This is a genomic window from Streptomyces sp. AC627_RSS907 (assembly GCF_019049165.1).
The window spans coordinates 82,896-98,039 of the sequence record NZ_JAGMUE010000280.1 but is presented as its reverse complement, the minus strand read 5'-3'; the positions used below and the strand labels follow the sequence as shown (position 1 = coordinate 98,039).

Below are 15,144 nucleotides of genomic sequence, written 5' to 3'. Positions count from 1 at the left end.
GAGACGAGGGCGGCCGTCCGGTCGGCTGCGGGACCGCCCGGCGGTCAGCCTTCCCGGAGGAGGAACAGCTGATCGGCCGCGCCGGTACACCGTTCTTCGATCGCTTCGGCCCCCTCGGTGGTGTCGTCGCCGACGATGCCGATGCAGTGACCGCTGTTCGCCGGGCGAAGCCGGTGACCAGCGGTGCTGCCGGACTCGGCGGCCTCCACGCGGAACAGGGTGGCGTGGGCACAGTCGTTGCGCGGCTCGAGCATGTCCTTGACCGGGCCGGTCTCCATGACCGTCAGGCATCCCTTCCCCTCCTGGGGGTGGTGCCACTGCACGCGGTACAGGTTCTGCCCGGCGAACTCGAGGTAGGTGCGGGGCACCGTGGCCTGACCGCAGGGGAGTTGAACGGCGACGGCGTTGTCGTAGGCGCCGCGGCGGTCGCGTCCGTCGGTCACGCAGAGGCCGGGCGTACGGGCCGGGTGGATGGTGACCCAGCCGTCGGCGGGAGCACGGGAATCGAGGGCGGGGCCGTCGGAGCCGTCCGGGAGCAGTCCCCAGGCGGTCAGCGCGAGCACCGGGGCCATCAGCGAGGCCGTGAGCGCGACCGTGCGGCGCTTGACCCGGCGTGGCGGGGCGCCCCCGGCCTCCGCGGCGTCCGTTTCCGGGTGAGCCTCTGCCGCCGTTTGTGGTTGGGCGCCGGCCTCGCTTTCTGGTGGGACCCCGTCCTCGGCCCGCGCCGCTGGGGCTGTCCCGGGCGCCGGGGCCGGTGTGGCCGCGGTATCCGTGGCGATCCGGTTCCTGGCGTCCAGCCAGGCGTCGACCCGTTCCCCGTCCCCGCAGGCGCGGACGAAGGCGGCCAGCAGCTCGGGCCGCGGCAGGGTCGACCGCCGCAGCATGTCGGCCGACGTGCTCCGGGCCAGCGCGTCGCCATGACGGGCGGCCCGCTCCTCCAAGTCGCGATAGGTCAGCCCCGAGCGCTCCTTGAGCCGCCGCATCGACTCGATGAAACCACCGGCGTCCTTGGCTTCATGCGGCGACGGTTCCCCCGGGTTTCCCATGAGCGTCATGGTGCGGCGGCCATGGCGGACAGGACAACGACGGATTTGGTCATGCTCCGCCGTTCCCGTCCGGGCGTGACCGGGCCCCGGAGCTTGTGTCGCCTGCAGCGCCCGTCCCCTAACCTTGTGCGTGGAGACGTCCGACGTCATGTGTATCCGCGCTGGGGAGGCGATGGTGCTCGGTAGGGGCACGGGGTTGTTCGTGGGCGCCATAGCCGTGGCCTGCATGTTGCTCGTAGGGTCCAGCGCACAGAGCGGTGGCCACGTCGACAGGGCACTGCCCGCCGACGCCGTCAGGGACGTCGTGCCGAACCGGGTCATGACGTGGAACATCTGCAACCCCTGCAAGGAGAGCAACGTCGACCGTGCGGCGGAGATCGCCGCGTACGCGCCCCAGGTCATCGGCCTGCAAGAGGCGTGCGTGCGAGACGTCGAGAGGATCCGGGACTATCTGGAGGCCCTGCACGGGCTGGTCTACCACGTCGAGTACGGGACGGTTCTCCGGCATCGCGGCCGCTGCGGGGGGTGGCCGTGGAATCCGGGATCGTTCGGTCAGGCGGTCCTCTCGGCGGCACCGATGACGGACCGCGTCAGCGTGGAGTACCCCGACGGCGGATCCGAGGACCGTGGGTACATGGCGGTCACCACCACGGTGGGCGGCCGGTCCGTCCGGGTCTTCAACACCCATCTCGCCCAACGACGTCAGGAAGCGGTCCGGGCGGACCAGGCCGGCGTACTCGCCGCGGACGTCGCCCGGCACGACCGCGCCATCGTCATGGGCGACTTCAACGCCGTGCCGGACGCTCCCGAACTCGCCCCGATACAGGCGCTGGCCGCGGACACGGACCCCCGGTGTCTTCCCGCGTCCGGCGGGACCTGTGAGGCGACCACCGACTGGCACAGCAAGTTCGACTACGTCTTCCTGCGCGGCATCGCCCCCCTCAGGCACCGCGTGCAGCCCACGCCGTACTCGGACCACCACATGCTGCACACCGACGTGGCCCTGCGTGACAGGCCCGCATAGGCTTGGCCGCTCCGAGCGCGGGCGGGGGGCCCGCGCCCCGATCGGGAGGGCCGCGCATGGCCGTCGAGTACTGGCACGCCCACGTCGTCGAGAATCTGGGACCTCTCATCGACCTGCGCCGACGCGCCTGTGCGGCGGCGCGTGCGGCGGGGGACCCCGGTGTGGAACCCATGACGGGCGTGGTCGAGTGGACCCTGCCGTACGGGATGGACGACGGCAACGGGCTGGTCCGGCTCACCGTGTTCACCGAGGTGGTGCCGGACACCCACGAGCGTCGGCTACGGGTCGTGGTGGCCGCGGCGTCGCGCGGCTGGCACCAGGACGACGGCAAGGTGTCCCTGCCGCGCTTCACCGACTGGGGCGCGGAGTACGTCCGTCCCCGGCGGGAGACGGAGGACGCGTCCGCGCTCGACGCCCCGCGCCCCGACGGGCCGTTGACCCGGGGCATGGCCGAGGCCCTGTGCGCGGCGGTCGGCGGCCTTCCCGAGTCGCTTCGCGAGGAGCCCGGCGGGGAGGTCGGTTTCGCGGTCGCCGTACGAGCGGGGGACTGACCGGCGGCTGTCACCCCGCCGCGGCCAGGCCGGCGGCTGCCGGGGCGGCGGTACGGTGTCCGCCCCACCGGGCCCCGCCGCGGCTTGTACCAGAAGGCCTGTCACCGGGTGGGCCGTATCCCTGACAACGGCCCGTTTTTCTCCACAACGGAGCTTTCCGGCCAACATCACACCGGTTTCCACCCCCGGGCCAACCGAGTACCCGGACCGTTCCTCTCACAGCGCGGGCACAGCGAGTGCCTCTCACCGCGCGGGCCCTGCCGGCTGTCCTCGGCGACACGTCGCGCCGCCCGCCGCCTGCTTCCTTCTCACAGCACTCGGAGGACGAGGGAACGATGACCAGAACGCGCACCACCCGGCTGCGGCGTCCGCTGCTCGCCAGTACCACGGCCGTGGCCGCCATGGCCGTGACGGCCGGCCTCGTGGCCGCCACGTCGGAGCCGGCGAAGGCCGCGACAGGGCCGAAGCTGAGCCTCATCGCCGCGACCTCCTCGGTCACGCTCACCTCCTGGAAGGAGGACCCGGGCGTCTTCCTCGACCTCGGCACGTACCTCACCGCCGAGGGGACGCCGCTGGAGCTGAAGGTGACCCGGAAGTCCTACAAGGACCCGGTGACCGTCACCCAGACCGTGTACGAGGGCGGCAAGACCAAGGCCAAGACGCTGCCCAAGGGCACGGTGAAGGACTTCTCCGGCCTGCCCGGCTTCGCGGAGATCACGGTCACCGACAACGCGGGCAAGAAGGTCTTGAGCCGCACCGAGGACTTCTGCCCGAACAACGCCAGCGGCCGGGTGCGCCCCGACGCGCCCGCCACCTCCAAGTATCCGGAGAGCTGCCCCACCAACCCGTTCACCCTCGGTTCGGTGTGGGGCGTGGAGAAGGGCTGGGCCGCCAACACCTACGCGGGTTCGTACGCCGATGCGGTCAAGCTGGCGGCCGGCACGTACACCGCCAAGGTCGGGGTCGCCAAGAAGTACCGCGACCTGTTCGGCATCGCCGACAAACCGGCCACGGTCAAGGTGAAGGTGGAGGAGCGGAGCTACGAGGACGAACTGGGCGCCGCCGAGCCGATGTCCCGGTCCGCCAAGGGCGGCGAGCACGCCGGGCACGGAACCGCCCACCAGGCGCCGGCCACGCACGCGGGTCACGGCCCGGGGCACGCCCCGACGCCCGCCGAGGCCGCCGCGCCGGTGACGAGCGGCGCCGGCCCCTCGTACAACGCGGGTCACGGTCCGCTGAAGGCGGCGCCGCCGGCGCTGCCGTGGGCGCTGAAGAAGGAGCAGACCGCCAGCGCGATGCGGGTCGGTGACACGCGCGGCCAGACCGACGGCTCGCGCAAGGCGCCGGCGCTCAAGCCGCTGGCGAAGCGGCCCGCCGGCAAGCCCTCCGTCCCGGACGTCCCCAAGCCCGACCTGCGCTCGCTGCCGGCCTACGGAATCGTCATCAGCGACGGCGAGAAGGACATACCCGGCAAGGACTACCTGGCCTTCAGCGCCAACGTGTGGAACGCCGGTCCGGCGCAGCTGGTGGTGGACGGCTTCCGTTCGCCCGGCAAGGACAAGATGGACGCCTACCAGTACTTCTACGACGCCAAGGGCAAGCAGGTCGGCTACACCCCGACCGGCACCATGGAGTGGGACCCGCGTCCGGGTCACGTGCACTGGCACTTCACCGACTTCGCCAGCTACCGGCTGCTGAAGGCGGACAAGAAGGAGGCCGTGCGCAGTGGCAAGGAGGCCTTCTGCCTGGCCAACACCGACGCGATCGACTACACGGTGAAGAACGCCAACTGGCACCCGTTCAACACCGACCTGGCGACCGCCTGCGGCCAGGAGAACTCGATCTCGGTCCGTGAGGTGCTCGACGTCGGCTCCGGGGACACGTACACCCAGGACCTGCCGGGCCAGTCCTTCGACATCACCAGTGTCCCGAACGGCACGTACTACATCCAGGTGCTGGCCAACCCGGAGAAGCGCCTGAAGGAGACCAGCCTCGACAACAACAGCGCTCTGCGGAAGATCGTGCTCGGTGGCAAGCCGGGCAAGCGGACGGTGACCGTGCCGGCGCACGAGCTGGTGAACGCGAACTGACCATGTGTCAGGGCGGTACCTGACGCGGCTCAAGGGGCCGGCGGCCACGACCAGTGGCCGCCGGCCCTCAGCCGTGTCCGTGCCGCAGCGCGGAACCGCCGCCGGCCGGCCCGTGCCAGGTCCCGGGGCCGGCGTCTGTGCCGACGGCGAGTTCGACATCGACAGCCGAGAGCGGTGGAAAGGCGGTGGGTGGAAAAGGCGTTGGGCGGAAAGGCGTTGGACAGAGATCGCCCGGACGGCAGACTGGCCTCATGACCTCACCGGACGCCAAGGCCGACCTCCACTTCTACTTGCAGTCCGCCCGTGAAGCCCTGCTGTGGAAACTCGAAGGGCTGGCGGAGTACGACGTCCGCCGCCCGCTGACACCGACCGGGACGAATCTCCTGGGCCTGGTGAAGCACGCGGCCGGTGTGGAACTGGGCTACCTCGGCGACACCTTCGGGAGGCCGTCCGGTGAGCCGCTGCCCTGGCTCGATGACGGTGCCGAGCCCAACGCGGACATGTGGGCCACCGCCGAGGAGTCACGCGCGTACATCGTGGGGCTCTACCGCCGGGCATGGTCACACGCGGACGCGACCATCGACGCGCTCACGCTCGACACGACCGGCAGGGTGCCGTGGTGGCCCGACGGCAAGGACGAGGTGACACTGCATCACGCCGTGGTGCGAGTGATCGCCGATACGCACCGGCACGCCGGGCACGCCGACATCCTCCGGGAGCTCATGGACGGTGCCGTCGGGATGCGCAAGGGCAACGACAGCATGCCGCCCGGCGACACGGCATGGTGGGAGAAGCACCGAGACCGGCTGGAGCAGGCGGCTCAGGAGGCCGGCCGGGGCACGTGACCTCGCACCACTCTCCACCCGTCCGGCGCGTCCCACGAGGGGACCGCGCCCCGGTGCGGCCGGCCCGTCCCCGTCCGGCGACGAGGCGGCTCGGGCCCCAGCCCGACCGCGCCGGCCACCTGCGGCCCGCGCGTGAGGACGTGCCGGGGACACGCGGGGAAGAACCACCCGCGCCGGGAACGCGTGGTCGCTCGGCGCGTGATCTCCGACGCCCGCCTCGGGGGCGCCGTCGACCTCCGGTTCCGGCACCGGCGGGACGGCCTGCTCATGGACGGTCCGGCAGCTTCGTCCACTCGTCCCAGGTGATGTCCCGGCCGATGAGGCGCGGTTGCTCGAAGGGCCAGTCCTCGGCGATCCAGCGCGGCACGAACGCGTCCAGCGCCCGCTCCAGCGCACCGCCCACCTCGTCGTCCACCACCCACCAGGAAATCTCGGCGTCGGCCCCCCGCTTCTCCGGCGGGTCGATGTACACACATCCACGCAGGGCGGTGCGGTCGGCGTTCTCGATCGTGTAGTTGAAGGATTCGTGGGCCTCGATCTCCGCGGCGTGCCGCTCCAGATCGGCGAGGTTCGCCTCGTACGACATCGTGGCCGCCGGCCAGCCCCACGCGGGCCCGAAGATCGTCCACAGCCGCTCCCGCGAACCCATCACCGCGGGATAGTCCAGCGGTGCGTCCCCACCGCTGATCGGACGCAGCCGGTGGCCTCCGCCGTCGGGTATGTCGACGTGGAGGGGGTGGACGAAGTCATGGGGCAGCCAGGTCATGGGTGCGAGCCAACCACGCGGAAGATCACCCGCGCAAAGGGATATGCGGCGGTGGACCGGGGGAGACCGAGGCCCGCACAGGGAACGCGGACCGTTTCGTCCCTCCGGAGCGGACTCCGGTGGCGCAGCGCCAGGACCTCGTGCGCAAGGGGGCCGCACCGGGACACCGCGGGGGCGAGCCGGCCACAGGGTCCGGGATTCCCTGCCCGAAGCGGCCGCTGCGCATGCCCTGTGCTCACGATTATCCTGATTCTGTGGATTCCTACCCGACTCCTTCGGGCAGCGGTCACGGCGACCGGACGCCGGTCGCCGGAGTCCGTCCGGAGATCCTCGCCTCCTGGCAGCGCTCGCAGGCGCTCGGCATCGATCCCGGGGGAGCGGCCCTGCCGATCGAAACCGACCTGGACCCCGACTCCCGCCTGGTCAGAGCTGCAGCGCCAGTGCTGGAGCGACTCTTCGAACGGTTCTCGGGCGTGCCGGTGACCGTGGTGCTGGCCGACTCACGGGCGAACATCGTGGACCGGTGGGGCGACCCGGCGGGGCTGGAGCTGATGGACGCCGCCTCCCTGATGCGGGGTGCCAACGTCGACGAGCGGTTCATGGGAACCAGCAGCGTCAGCATGGTGTTGAGCACCAGGGCGCCGTTCGTGGTCGTCGGCCACGAGCACTTCCTGCACGATCTCAAGGAGCTGACCTGCATGGCCGCGCCCGTGCGCGACCCGGTGGGCGGCACCGTGCGGGGCGCGGTCAACCTCTCCGTGCCCCGGGAGCTGGCCGACCCCACCATGGCCCTGGCCCTGCAGGACGCCACCGAACGCATCGGGGAACGCCTGCTGGAGCTGAGCAGGTCCCGAGAGCTCGAGCTGATGCACTCCTTCCGTCTGGCCGGGGAGCGCGGCGGACGTGGCGAGCTGCACCTGGGCTCGGGAGAGCTCTCCCGGCTCAGCGGAGCGACGCCCCGGCTCGCCCCGCAGGAGCGGCTGACACTGCTGGAGCGGGCCGTCGAGCTGATCTCCTCGACCGGTGAGACATTCGCCGAGGTGCCGCTCGCGGGCAGCCGCGTCGCCGTGCTGCGCCGCCGGGAGCTGCACCACGGCGACGCGGAGGGCGCGGCGGTCGAGGTCAGCTTCGAGGACACCCGCGGCACGGGGACATCGGGTACGGTCACCGCCCCCGACGGGCGTCACGTTCCGCTGCTGGACCGTCCCACCGTGGCGACGGGAGCGGACGCGCCCGGCGCGACGGCGGAACCCCATGCGGCCGAAGGGACCGACGCGTGGCTGCTGCTGGTGGGCGAGCCGGGCGTCGGCCGGCTCGCCGCCGAGGCGCGCGGGCGGCTGTCCCTGCTGAACGAGGCGGGCGCCCGGCTCGGCACCACCCTGGACATGTGGCGTACGGCCGGGGAACTGGCGGAGATCGCCGTGCCGCGCTTCGCCGACCTGGTCGTCGTCGACCTGCTGGAAAGCGTGCTGTCGGGCGACGACCCACCGGCCGGACGGCCGCCCCCCGGTGTGGCGCTGCGCCGGGTGGCCGCGTGGGCGGGCGAGGGCTCCCGCGACCTCCTGGCCGGCGACGTGGACGAGCCGGCCGACTACCCGGCCGGTGGACCCCAGTCCCGGTGCCTGAAGACCGGGCAGCCGGTCACGGACTCGGTGTCGACCGCCGCCCTGGCCGGGTCCCCGGCCGGCCTGGGGCGCCCCGTCGGCCTGCTCGGTGAGGGCGTGCACTCCTACCTGGGCGCCCCCCTGTCGGCGCGGGGCTCCGTCCTGGGACTGGCGGGGTTCTACCGCCGAGGCAGGACGAGGCCGTACGAGCAGGACGACCTCACGCTGGCGGGCGAGCTGGCGGCCCGTGCAGGGATCAGCGTGGACAACGCCCGCCACTACTGCCGGGAGCGGCAGGCCTCCCTCATCCTTCAGCGCAGCCTGCTGCCGCACGCCCTGCCCCGGCTCAGCGCTGTCGACCTGGCTTCCCGCTACGTGCCCGCGGACGCCACGGCAGGTGTGGGCGGGGACTGGTTCGACGCCATTCCGCTGTCCGGGATGCGTGCGGCTCTGGTCGTCGGGGACGTGCCCGGATACGGTCTGCAGGCGGCAGCCACCATGGGCCGGCTGCGTACGGCGGTACGGACGCTGGCCGGGATGGACCTGCTGCCCGAGGAGGTGCTGGCCCATCTGGACGACCTGGTCAGCCGCACCCCCGACGAACCGTCCGGCGAACAGGACCCCGCGACCGGTGCGACCTGTCTGTACGCGGTGTACGACCCGGTGTCCTGCCGCTGCACGGCCGCACGGGCCGGTCATCCGCCGCCCGCTCTGCTGACGCCGGGCGGAGAGGCGGAGCTGATCGACCTGCCGGCCGGCCCACCGCTCGGGCTCGGCGGGCTCCAGCCGTACGAGTCCACCACCCTCGACCTGCCCGCGGGCAGCCTGCTCGCCATGTACACCGACGGCCTGCTCAAGGAGGGGCGCGGCTACGGGGACACCGACGCGCGCACCGGACAACTGCTGGCCTCGCTGAAGCTCGCGGGTCCGGCGCCGGAGGACATCTGCGACCGGGTCTCCGCCACCCTCCTGCCCGGCGGCCCGCACGACGACGTGGCGCTCCTGCTGGCCCGTGTGCACGCCCTGCCCGAGGACCGGGTGGCGTCCTGGGAGTTCCCGTCCGACCGCTCGGTCGTGGCGCGGGCCAGGGAGCTGACCCGTGCCCAGCTCGCCGTCTGGGGCATGTCGGAGCTCGATTTCAACACCGGGCTGGTGGTCAGCGAGCTGGTCACCAACGCCGTGCGGTACGGCGGCCAAGGGCCGGTGGGCCTGCGGTTGCTGCGCGACGACTCACTGATCTGCGAGGTCTCCGACCGCAGCAACAGCTCTCCGCGCATCCGACGGGCGGCCTCGACCGAGGAGGGCGGGCGCGGTCTGTTCCTGGTGGCGCAGTTCACCAAGAGCTGGGGCGCCCGCTACATGCCGCAGGGCAAGACCGTGTGGGCCGAGCAGGTCCCGCAGCCGGAGCACCCCGCGGCGGAGTCGGACGAGCAGGCACTGCTGGCGATGTTCGAGGAACCCGGCTGACCCGCCAGTCGTGCCGTCCCGCCCACGGCGACCGCGTGCGAGCCGGGCCGGCCGCCGCCGCGCCCCCGGGACCCTGGCGGGGGCCGACGCCGGGCGCCCGCGAGGACGTGGTCGCCTGAACGCCGAGCGGGGCGGCACCGGTCGCTCGGGGAGGGAGTCCACCGCGGCCACCCCGGTGCAGATCGCGACCACGCCTGACCGGCCGCCCGCCCAGTGCGGCGCCTCGCGTCCGACCGCTTGGCCCAGTTCTCCAGCGTCAGCCGCTCGGTCGCCGACAGCACGACAGGATCCAGCCGGGTATCGCCCATGCACACAGGACAGCGCGAACGCCCAGCCCGCCGCAGGCGAACTCCGCAATCTGATACACGAGACGCCTCACGTGGCGACCTACATACTCAAAACCAGGTCACCTAGTAGGCAGCCGCTCCCGTGGGCAGGCCGCGGGCCGTGACGAGCCGGGCGCTGCCGTCGGACAGCCGATAGGACAGGCCCACCACGGCCGTCCGTCCGGCGGTGGTCTGTTCGGCGAGCGTCCGGGAGCGGTCCATGAGGAGGTCGACGGTGCACCGGATGTGCTGGTCGATGATGTCGTCGTCCTGGGTGAGGCCGGCGGCGCGTGCGGCGAGGATGCTGGGCGTGACGCGCTCGACGACGTCACGTACGTACCCGGTGGTGCCGACGCCGTCGGTCAGGGCGGCGCGGGCTGCGGCGACCGCGCCGCACGAGTCGTGGCCCAGCACGACGACCAGCGGGCAGTTCAGCACACTGACGCCGTACTCGATGCTGCCCAGCACCTCCGACCCCGCCACGTGGCCGGCGGTGCGGACCACGAACAGGTCTCCCAGGCCCTGGTCGAAGATGATCTCTGCGGCGAGCCGTGAGTCGGAGCAGCCGAAGAGCACGGCGAAGGGGTGCTGGACGGGGGCGGTCTCCGCGCGGCGCGACGCGTCCTGGTTGGGGTGCTGCGGCTCGCCGGCGACGAACCGCTGGTTGCCGGCCAGCAGCAGCTCGAGGGCTTCGGACGGAGACATGGTCGGAGTGTTGGTCATGGCCGCAGATTACGGTCCAGCCTTGCTCGGCACGGCGCGGGGGTCGGCCAGAAGGGGTGCAGCCGGGCGAAGGACACGGGGAGAGGCACCGTGGCCCGCCTCCTGTTGCTTGCCCGTGCGTGGCCGCGTGGTCACAGAGGCGTGAGGCGCCCGCCCCGGTTCGCGGGTCCGGTGGATCCGGTGTCGTCAGCCGTCAGCCGTCAGCCGCACTTGCTTCGCCGAGCTGGTTCGCGCGGTCGACCTCGGCCATGTGCTCCTCGGCCCACTCGCGGAGCGCGGCCAGCGGTTGTTCCAGGGTCAGGCCGAGTGGGGTGAGCCGGTAGTACACACGCGGTGGCACCGACGCTTCCACCCGACGGCCGACCAGGCCGTCACGGCTCAGCCCTTGGAGGGTGACCGACAGCATCTTCTGCGAGACGCCCGTCATCCTGCGTTGCAGCTCCGCGAACCGCACCTCCTCCGGGGACGCCTCCGCCAGCACCTTGATGGCCATGGACGTCCATTTCGTACCGATCCGGTCGAGCAGGCGGCGGGTCGGACACTGCGGATCGAAGAGGTCTCCACGCCTTCCCTGAGGGGGACGCGGCGTCAAGGAGGTCACCTGGAACTCACCACCTGTGGCAGAAGTGCGGTCTTGGCCCTCCCACCCTAGTTACCTATCGTTCTGTTGTCACCATTCGTAACCACCTGGTTCTACCTGGTTCTGTCACCATCCGAGAGGATCCCTGTGCCTGCCACACCACGCCGCACAGCCGGCCGTCGTCCGTCGGGCGTCGAACTCCGCCGGGTCACGGCCAACGGCGTCGACCTCAACGTGGCCCTCGCCGGCGAGGGGCCGGCCGTGCTGCTGCTGCACGGCTTCCCGCACACCTGGCACCTGTGGACCGAGGTCCTGGACGGCCTCGTCGGGCAGTACCGAGTGATCGCACCGGACCTGCGAGGAGCGGGCGCGAGCACGCGCGCGAGGGACGGGTACGACGCCGGTACGCTCGCGACCGACGCGGAAGCCGTCCTCGACGCTCTCGGGGAGAGTTCGGCGGCCGTGGTCGGCATCGACGCCGGCACCCCACCGGCCTTTCTCCTCGCCATGCGCCGCCCCGACCTCGTCCGACGACTCGTGGTCATGGAATCACTGCTGGGCGGACTGCCAGGGGCGGAGGAATTCCTCGCCCACGGGGCACCGTGGTGGTTCGGCTTCCACGCGGTCCCCGGCCTCGCGGAAACCGTGCTCACCGGGCACGAGGCGCAGTACATCGACTGGTTCATCAGCGAGGGCTCTCTCGGGGAGGGAGTGGACCCCGCCGTCCGGGACGCCTTCGTCCACGCGTACACCGGGACCGAGGCCCTGCGCTGCGCCTTCTCCTACTACCGTGCGCTGCCCACGAGCGCCGAGCAGATACGGGAAGCCGTCGGCAAGGGTCCGTTGACCGTACCCACCATGGCCATCGGCGCCCGCCCCGTGGGCAGGGCCCTCGAACAGCAGCTGCGGCCGGTCGCCCGTCATCTTGTCGGCCACGTCATCGAGGACTGCGGCCACATCATCCCGCTGCACCGCCCCAAGAGGCTGCTCAGCCTTCTGGAGCCGTTCCTCGTCGAAGGTCAGCCCTGAGGCTCCTGCGGCTTGGCGTCCACCTCGCGCAGGCCCTCGTCCCTGAGCCCGGTGCGCGCCTCGGTGCGGTGTCCCCGGGCGATGTAGTCACGCACGACCGCTTCGACGGCGTCCTGGGGCGAGCCGACCCCGGCCAGGACCATCACTTCCACCACCAGTTCGGCATCGAGACTGATGCTGACCTTGGCCACGGGCGAACCCCCTTCGTCGGACCAGGACTCTAACAGCCCTGCGGCAGCGGTTCGTTGCCGTTGCAGGTCACGGGGCACACAGGGGGCCCGCGCCCCCACGGCCCCCGCGGGCAGGCCACGCCGTGAGCCCGCCCGCCCGGCCGCTCCGGGGGCGAAGTTACCCGTGCGTTCCGCACGCCGGAGAGATGACAGCGGTGACTGTCCCGGGCACCGCGGCGCGTGACAGCGTCTCCCTCGGCATCGACCGGTGAGGGGAGAAGGCGTGAACAAGGGCTACGCCGTGTACTGCGACGCAGACCCGCACTTCTACGACGCGCCCCACCGCGCCGCCCCCGGCACCCGTGCGGCGAGCTCCCGGTACGCGGCGGCTTGCCTGCCCGTACCGGCCGGATGGCAGAGGGCCGAGAGCGGCGACTGGCTCGCCCTGCGCCCGTCGGCCGTGGAACTGCCGCCGCAGGGCTGGAAGATCCACGTGTCCGCATGCCTGGACAACGCCGAGTCCGTCCTGGAGCGCGTGCGGACACACTGCATCGAGCGCGGTGTCGCGTTCAAGTTCGTCCCGAGCCGCTATCTGCTGCACCAGCGCAACGCCAAGTACGCGGACCGTGCGGGCAGCGGCAAGTTCATCACCGTGTATCCGGCGGACGAGGAACAGCTCGAGCGCCTCGCGGGCGAGCTGGCCGCACTGCTGGCCGGTGAGCCCGGACCGCACATCCTGAGCGACCTGAGGCTCGGCGACAGTCCGGTCCACGTGCGCTACGGCGGCTTCACCCGCCGCAACTGCTACGACGAGAACGGCGAGTTGCAGCCGGCCGTCGCGAACCCCGAGGGCGTACTCGTTCCCGACCTCCGCGGTCCCGTGTTCCGGGTCCCCGACTGGGTGAGCGTGCCGGACTTCCTGCGACCCCACATCGACGCGCGGGCGACGGTGACCCTGGCCGACATCCCGTACACCGTCGAGTCGGCACTCCACTTCTCCAACGGCGGAGGTGTCTACCGAGCACGCGACCTCCGCTCAGGCGAGCTCGTGGTCCTCAAGGAGGCCCGTCCGTACGCCGGGCTGGCGGCCGACGGCGCCGACGCGGTGACCCGGCTGCACCGCGAACGCCGGGCCCTGGAGCGGCTGTCGGGCCTGGCCTGCACGCCCGAGGTACGTGACAGCTTCACCGTCGCAGACCACCACTTCCTCGCCCTGGAGTACCTCGACGGCAAGCCGCTCAACACCTTCTTCGCCCGGCGCCATCCGCTCATCGAGGCCGACCCCGACCACCGGCGGCTGGCCGAGTACACCGAGTGGGCCCTCGACATCCACACCCAGGTCGAGCAGGCCGTCACGGACGTGCACGCCCGCGGTGTCGTCTTCAACGACCTGCACCTGTTCAACATCATGGTCCGCGACGACGGACAGGTGGCCCTGCTGGACTTCGAGGCCGCCCACCACGTCGAGGAGCCGGGCCGGCAGACGGTCGCCCACCCCGGGTTCGTGGCACCACCCGGCCGGCAGGGCCCCGCCGTGGACCGGTACGCGCTGGCCTGCCTGCGGCTCGCCCTGTTCCTGCCGTTGACCAGTCTCCTGGCGCTGGACCGGCGCAAGGCGGAGCACCTCGCCGACGTGATCGCACGGCAGTTCCCGGTTCCGCGTGCCTTCCTCGACGCGGCGGTCGACGAGATCACCGACGCCGCGCCTCGGCCCCCGGCGGCGCGACGGAACGGGGAGCACTTCGTCCCGGTGCAGCCGGGTGACTGGCCCGGCAGCCGGGACTCGATGACGGCCGCCATCCGCGCGTCGGCGACCCCGTCCCGCGAGGACCGCCTCTTTCCCGGCGACATCGCCCAGTTCGCCACCGCGGGCGGCGGGCTCTCCTTCGGCCACGGAGCCGCCGGAGTGCTGTACGCGCTCGCCGAGAGCGGGGCCGAACGCGACGAGGACGAGGAACAATGGCTTCTCGAACGGACGAAGGAGCCACCGTCCGGGATGCCGCTGGGCTTTCACGACGGGATCGCGGGGGTCGCGTGGACCCTGGAGTACCTCGGCCACCGCGACCGGGCGCTCGACCTCACCCGGCTGCTCCTCGACCACCCCTTGGAGGACCTCGCGGCGGACCTGCACAGCGGCACGGCCGGGGTGGGCCTGATGCTGGACTCGCTGGCCGCCTCCACCGGCGACACCGCCCTGCGCACCGCGGCCCTGCGCTGCGCCGAGCTGAGCGCCCGGGGCGTACCGGGCGGCGCGCCGGACGGACGGCCCGGCCGGCGCCGCCGAGCCGGTCTGCTCCACGGCGCGACGGGCAGTGCCCTGCTGTTCCTGCGCCTGTACGAAAGCACGGGGGACACCGGCCTGCTCGACCTCGCCCGGGCCGCACTGCGCCAGGACCTCTCGTGCTGCGTCCGAGGCGCGGGCGGCGCCCTCCAGGTGGACGAGGGCTGGCGCACGATGCCGTACCTGGGAGCCGGCAGCGTGGGCATCGGCATGGTGCTCGACGACTACCTGGCGCACCGCGCCGACGAGCAGTTCGAGCAGGCGCGGACCGAGATCGTGCGCGCCGCGCAAGCCATGTTCTACGCCCAGCCGGGTCTCTACCGCGGGGTGGCCGGGATGGTGCTGTACCTCGGCCGGACGGCGGCCACCGGTCCGGGCACGGGGCCCGGGGCCGTCCGCCGCCAGATCGACGCGCTGGCCTGGCACGCCATGTCCTACCGCGGCCGGCTCGCCTTCCCCGGCGAACAGATGATGCGCCTGTCGATGGACCTCTCCACCGGAACGGCCGGGTGCCTGCTGGCCGTCGCGTCCCTACGCGGTGACCGGCCCGCCGGCCTGCCGTTCCTCCCCCCGCCGCGGCGCGAGCCGCGGCCCACGAGCCGGTCCCGCCAGGGACCGTGAAGAGAACACCCGCCGTACGAA

At 72.2% G+C, this 15,144-nt stretch carries 12 protein-coding genes; 7 read left to right on the top strand and 5 right to left on the bottom strand.

Going from position 1 to position 15,144, the window contains the following annotated elements; translation table 11 throughout:
• Positions 1–44 precede the first annotated feature (44 nt).
• Positions 45–1,046: a helix-turn-helix transcriptional regulator gene (locus KUM32_RS33630; protein WP_254406498.1), complete on the bottom strand. Its 1,002-nt coding sequence runs from the start codon at positions 1,044–1,046 to the stop codon at positions 45–47.
• Between the two features lie 172 nt (positions 1,047–1,218).
• Here KUM32_RS33630 and KUM32_RS33625 point away from each other — a divergent pair, with 172 nt between their 5' ends.
• The 4 genes from KUM32_RS33625 (at position 1,219) to KUM32_RS33610 (ending at position 5,556) form a co-directional block, all read left to right on the top strand.
• Positions 1,219–2,070 (top strand): endonuclease/exonuclease/phosphatase family protein, encoded by an 852-nt coding sequence (locus KUM32_RS33625; RefSeq protein WP_217145708.1) that lies wholly within the window; start codon positions 1,219–1,221, stop codon positions 2,068–2,070.
• Positions 2,071–2,126: 56 nt separating this feature from the next.
• Complete coding sequence (locus tag KUM32_RS33620) at positions 2,127–2,621, top strand: hypothetical protein (protein WP_217145707.1); 495 nt, start codon at positions 2,127–2,129, stop codon at positions 2,619–2,621.
• Positions 2,622–2,956: 335 nt separating this feature from the next.
• Positions 2,957–4,711 (top strand): lysyl oxidase family protein, encoded by a 1,755-nt coding sequence (locus KUM32_RS33615; protein WP_217145706.1) that lies wholly within the window; start codon positions 2,957–2,959, stop codon positions 4,709–4,711.
• Between the two features lie 251 nt (positions 4,712–4,962).
• Positions 4,963–5,556, top strand: coding sequence for a DinB family protein (locus tag KUM32_RS33610; RefSeq protein ID WP_217145705.1), 594 nt, complete (start codon positions 4,963–4,965; stop codon positions 5,554–5,556).
• 265 nt (positions 5,557–5,821) lie between these two features.
• On the opposite strand, the gene KUM32_RS33605 is transcribed toward KUM32_RS33610, so the two are convergent.
• A complete protein-coding gene (locus KUM32_RS33605; RefSeq protein WP_217145704.1) occupies positions 5,822–6,322 on the bottom strand; it encodes an N-acetyltransferase in 501 nt (166 codons plus the stop codon).
• A gap of 254 nt (positions 6,323–6,576) precedes the next feature.
• Between KUM32_RS33605 and KUM32_RS45075 the strand changes: the two genes are divergently transcribed.
• Positions 6,577–9,393: a SpoIIE family protein phosphatase gene (locus KUM32_RS45075; protein ID WP_217145703.1), complete on the top strand. Its 2,817-nt coding sequence runs from the start codon at positions 6,577–6,579 to the stop codon at positions 9,391–9,393.
• Positions 9,394–9,803: 410 nt separating this feature from the next.
• Here KUM32_RS45075 and KUM32_RS33595 read toward each other — a convergent pair whose 3' ends face one another.
• Together KUM32_RS33595 and KUM32_RS33590 are read right to left on the bottom strand one after the other, a co-directional pair.
• Positions 9,804–10,442 carry a carbonic anhydrase gene (locus KUM32_RS33595; protein ID WP_217145702.1) on the bottom strand — a complete coding sequence of 213 codons (639 nt, stop codon included), beginning with the start codon at positions 10,440–10,442 and terminating at the stop codon, positions 9,804–9,806.
• A 193-nt stretch (positions 10,443–10,635) separates the two neighbouring features.
• Positions 10,636–11,043, bottom strand: coding sequence for a helix-turn-helix domain-containing protein (locus KUM32_RS33590; RefSeq protein ID WP_217145701.1), 408 nt, complete (start codon positions 11,041–11,043; stop codon positions 10,636–10,638).
• 126 nt (positions 11,044–11,169) lie between these two features.
• Between KUM32_RS33590 and KUM32_RS33585 the strand changes: the two genes are divergently transcribed.
• A complete protein-coding gene (locus KUM32_RS33585; protein WP_217145700.1) occupies positions 11,170–12,051 on the top strand; it encodes an alpha/beta fold hydrolase in 882 nt (293 codons plus the stop codon).
• Here KUM32_RS33585 and KUM32_RS33580 read toward each other — a convergent pair.
• A complete protein-coding gene (locus KUM32_RS33580) occupies positions 12,042–12,242 on the bottom strand; it encodes a DUF2191 domain-containing protein (RefSeq protein WP_217145699.1) in 201 nt (66 codons plus the stop codon). The two genes, KUM32_RS33585 and KUM32_RS33580, sit on opposite strands and share 10 nt — an antisense overlap.
• Positions 12,243–12,504: 262 nt before the next feature.
• Here KUM32_RS33580 and lanKC point away from each other — a divergent pair, with 262 nt between their 5' ends.
• The gene (gene lanKC, locus KUM32_RS33575) at positions 12,505–15,123 is read left to right on the top strand and encodes a class III lanthionine synthetase LanKC (protein WP_217145698.1); all 2,619 of its coding nucleotides are present in this window, start codon (positions 12,505–12,507) and stop codon (positions 15,121–15,123) included.
• The last annotated feature ends 21 nt before the right edge of the window (positions 15,124–15,144 follow it).

What these genes read in the sequence shown, in the direction of transcription:
- KUM32_RS33605 (WP_217145704.1), bottom strand. Translation starts at nt 6,322, where the DNA reads ATGACCTGGCTGCCCCATGACTTCGTCCACCCCCTCCACGTCGACATA.
- KUM32_RS33620 (WP_217145707.1), top strand. Translation starts at nt 2,127, where the DNA reads ATGGCCGTCGAGTACTGGCACGCCCACGTCGTCGAGAATCTGGGACCT.
- KUM32_RS33630 (WP_254406498.1), bottom strand. Translation starts at nt 1,046, where the DNA reads ATGGGAAACCCGGGGGAACCGTCGCCGCATGAAGCCAAGGACGCCGGT.
- KUM32_RS33625 (WP_217145708.1), top strand. Translation starts at nt 1,219, where the DNA reads ATGGTGCTCGGTAGGGGCACGGGGTTGTTCGTGGGCGCCATAGCCGTG.
- KUM32_RS33595 (WP_217145702.1), bottom strand. Translation starts at nt 10,442, where the DNA reads ATGACCAACACTCCGACCATGTCTCCGTCCGAAGCCCTCGAGCTGCTG.
- KUM32_RS33610 (WP_217145705.1), top strand. Translation starts at nt 4,963, where the DNA reads ATGACCTCACCGGACGCCAAGGCCGACCTCCACTTCTACTTGCAGTCC.
- KUM32_RS33615 (WP_217145706.1), top strand. Translation starts at nt 2,957, where the DNA reads ATGACCAGAACGCGCACCACCCGGCTGCGGCGTCCGCTGCTCGCCAGT.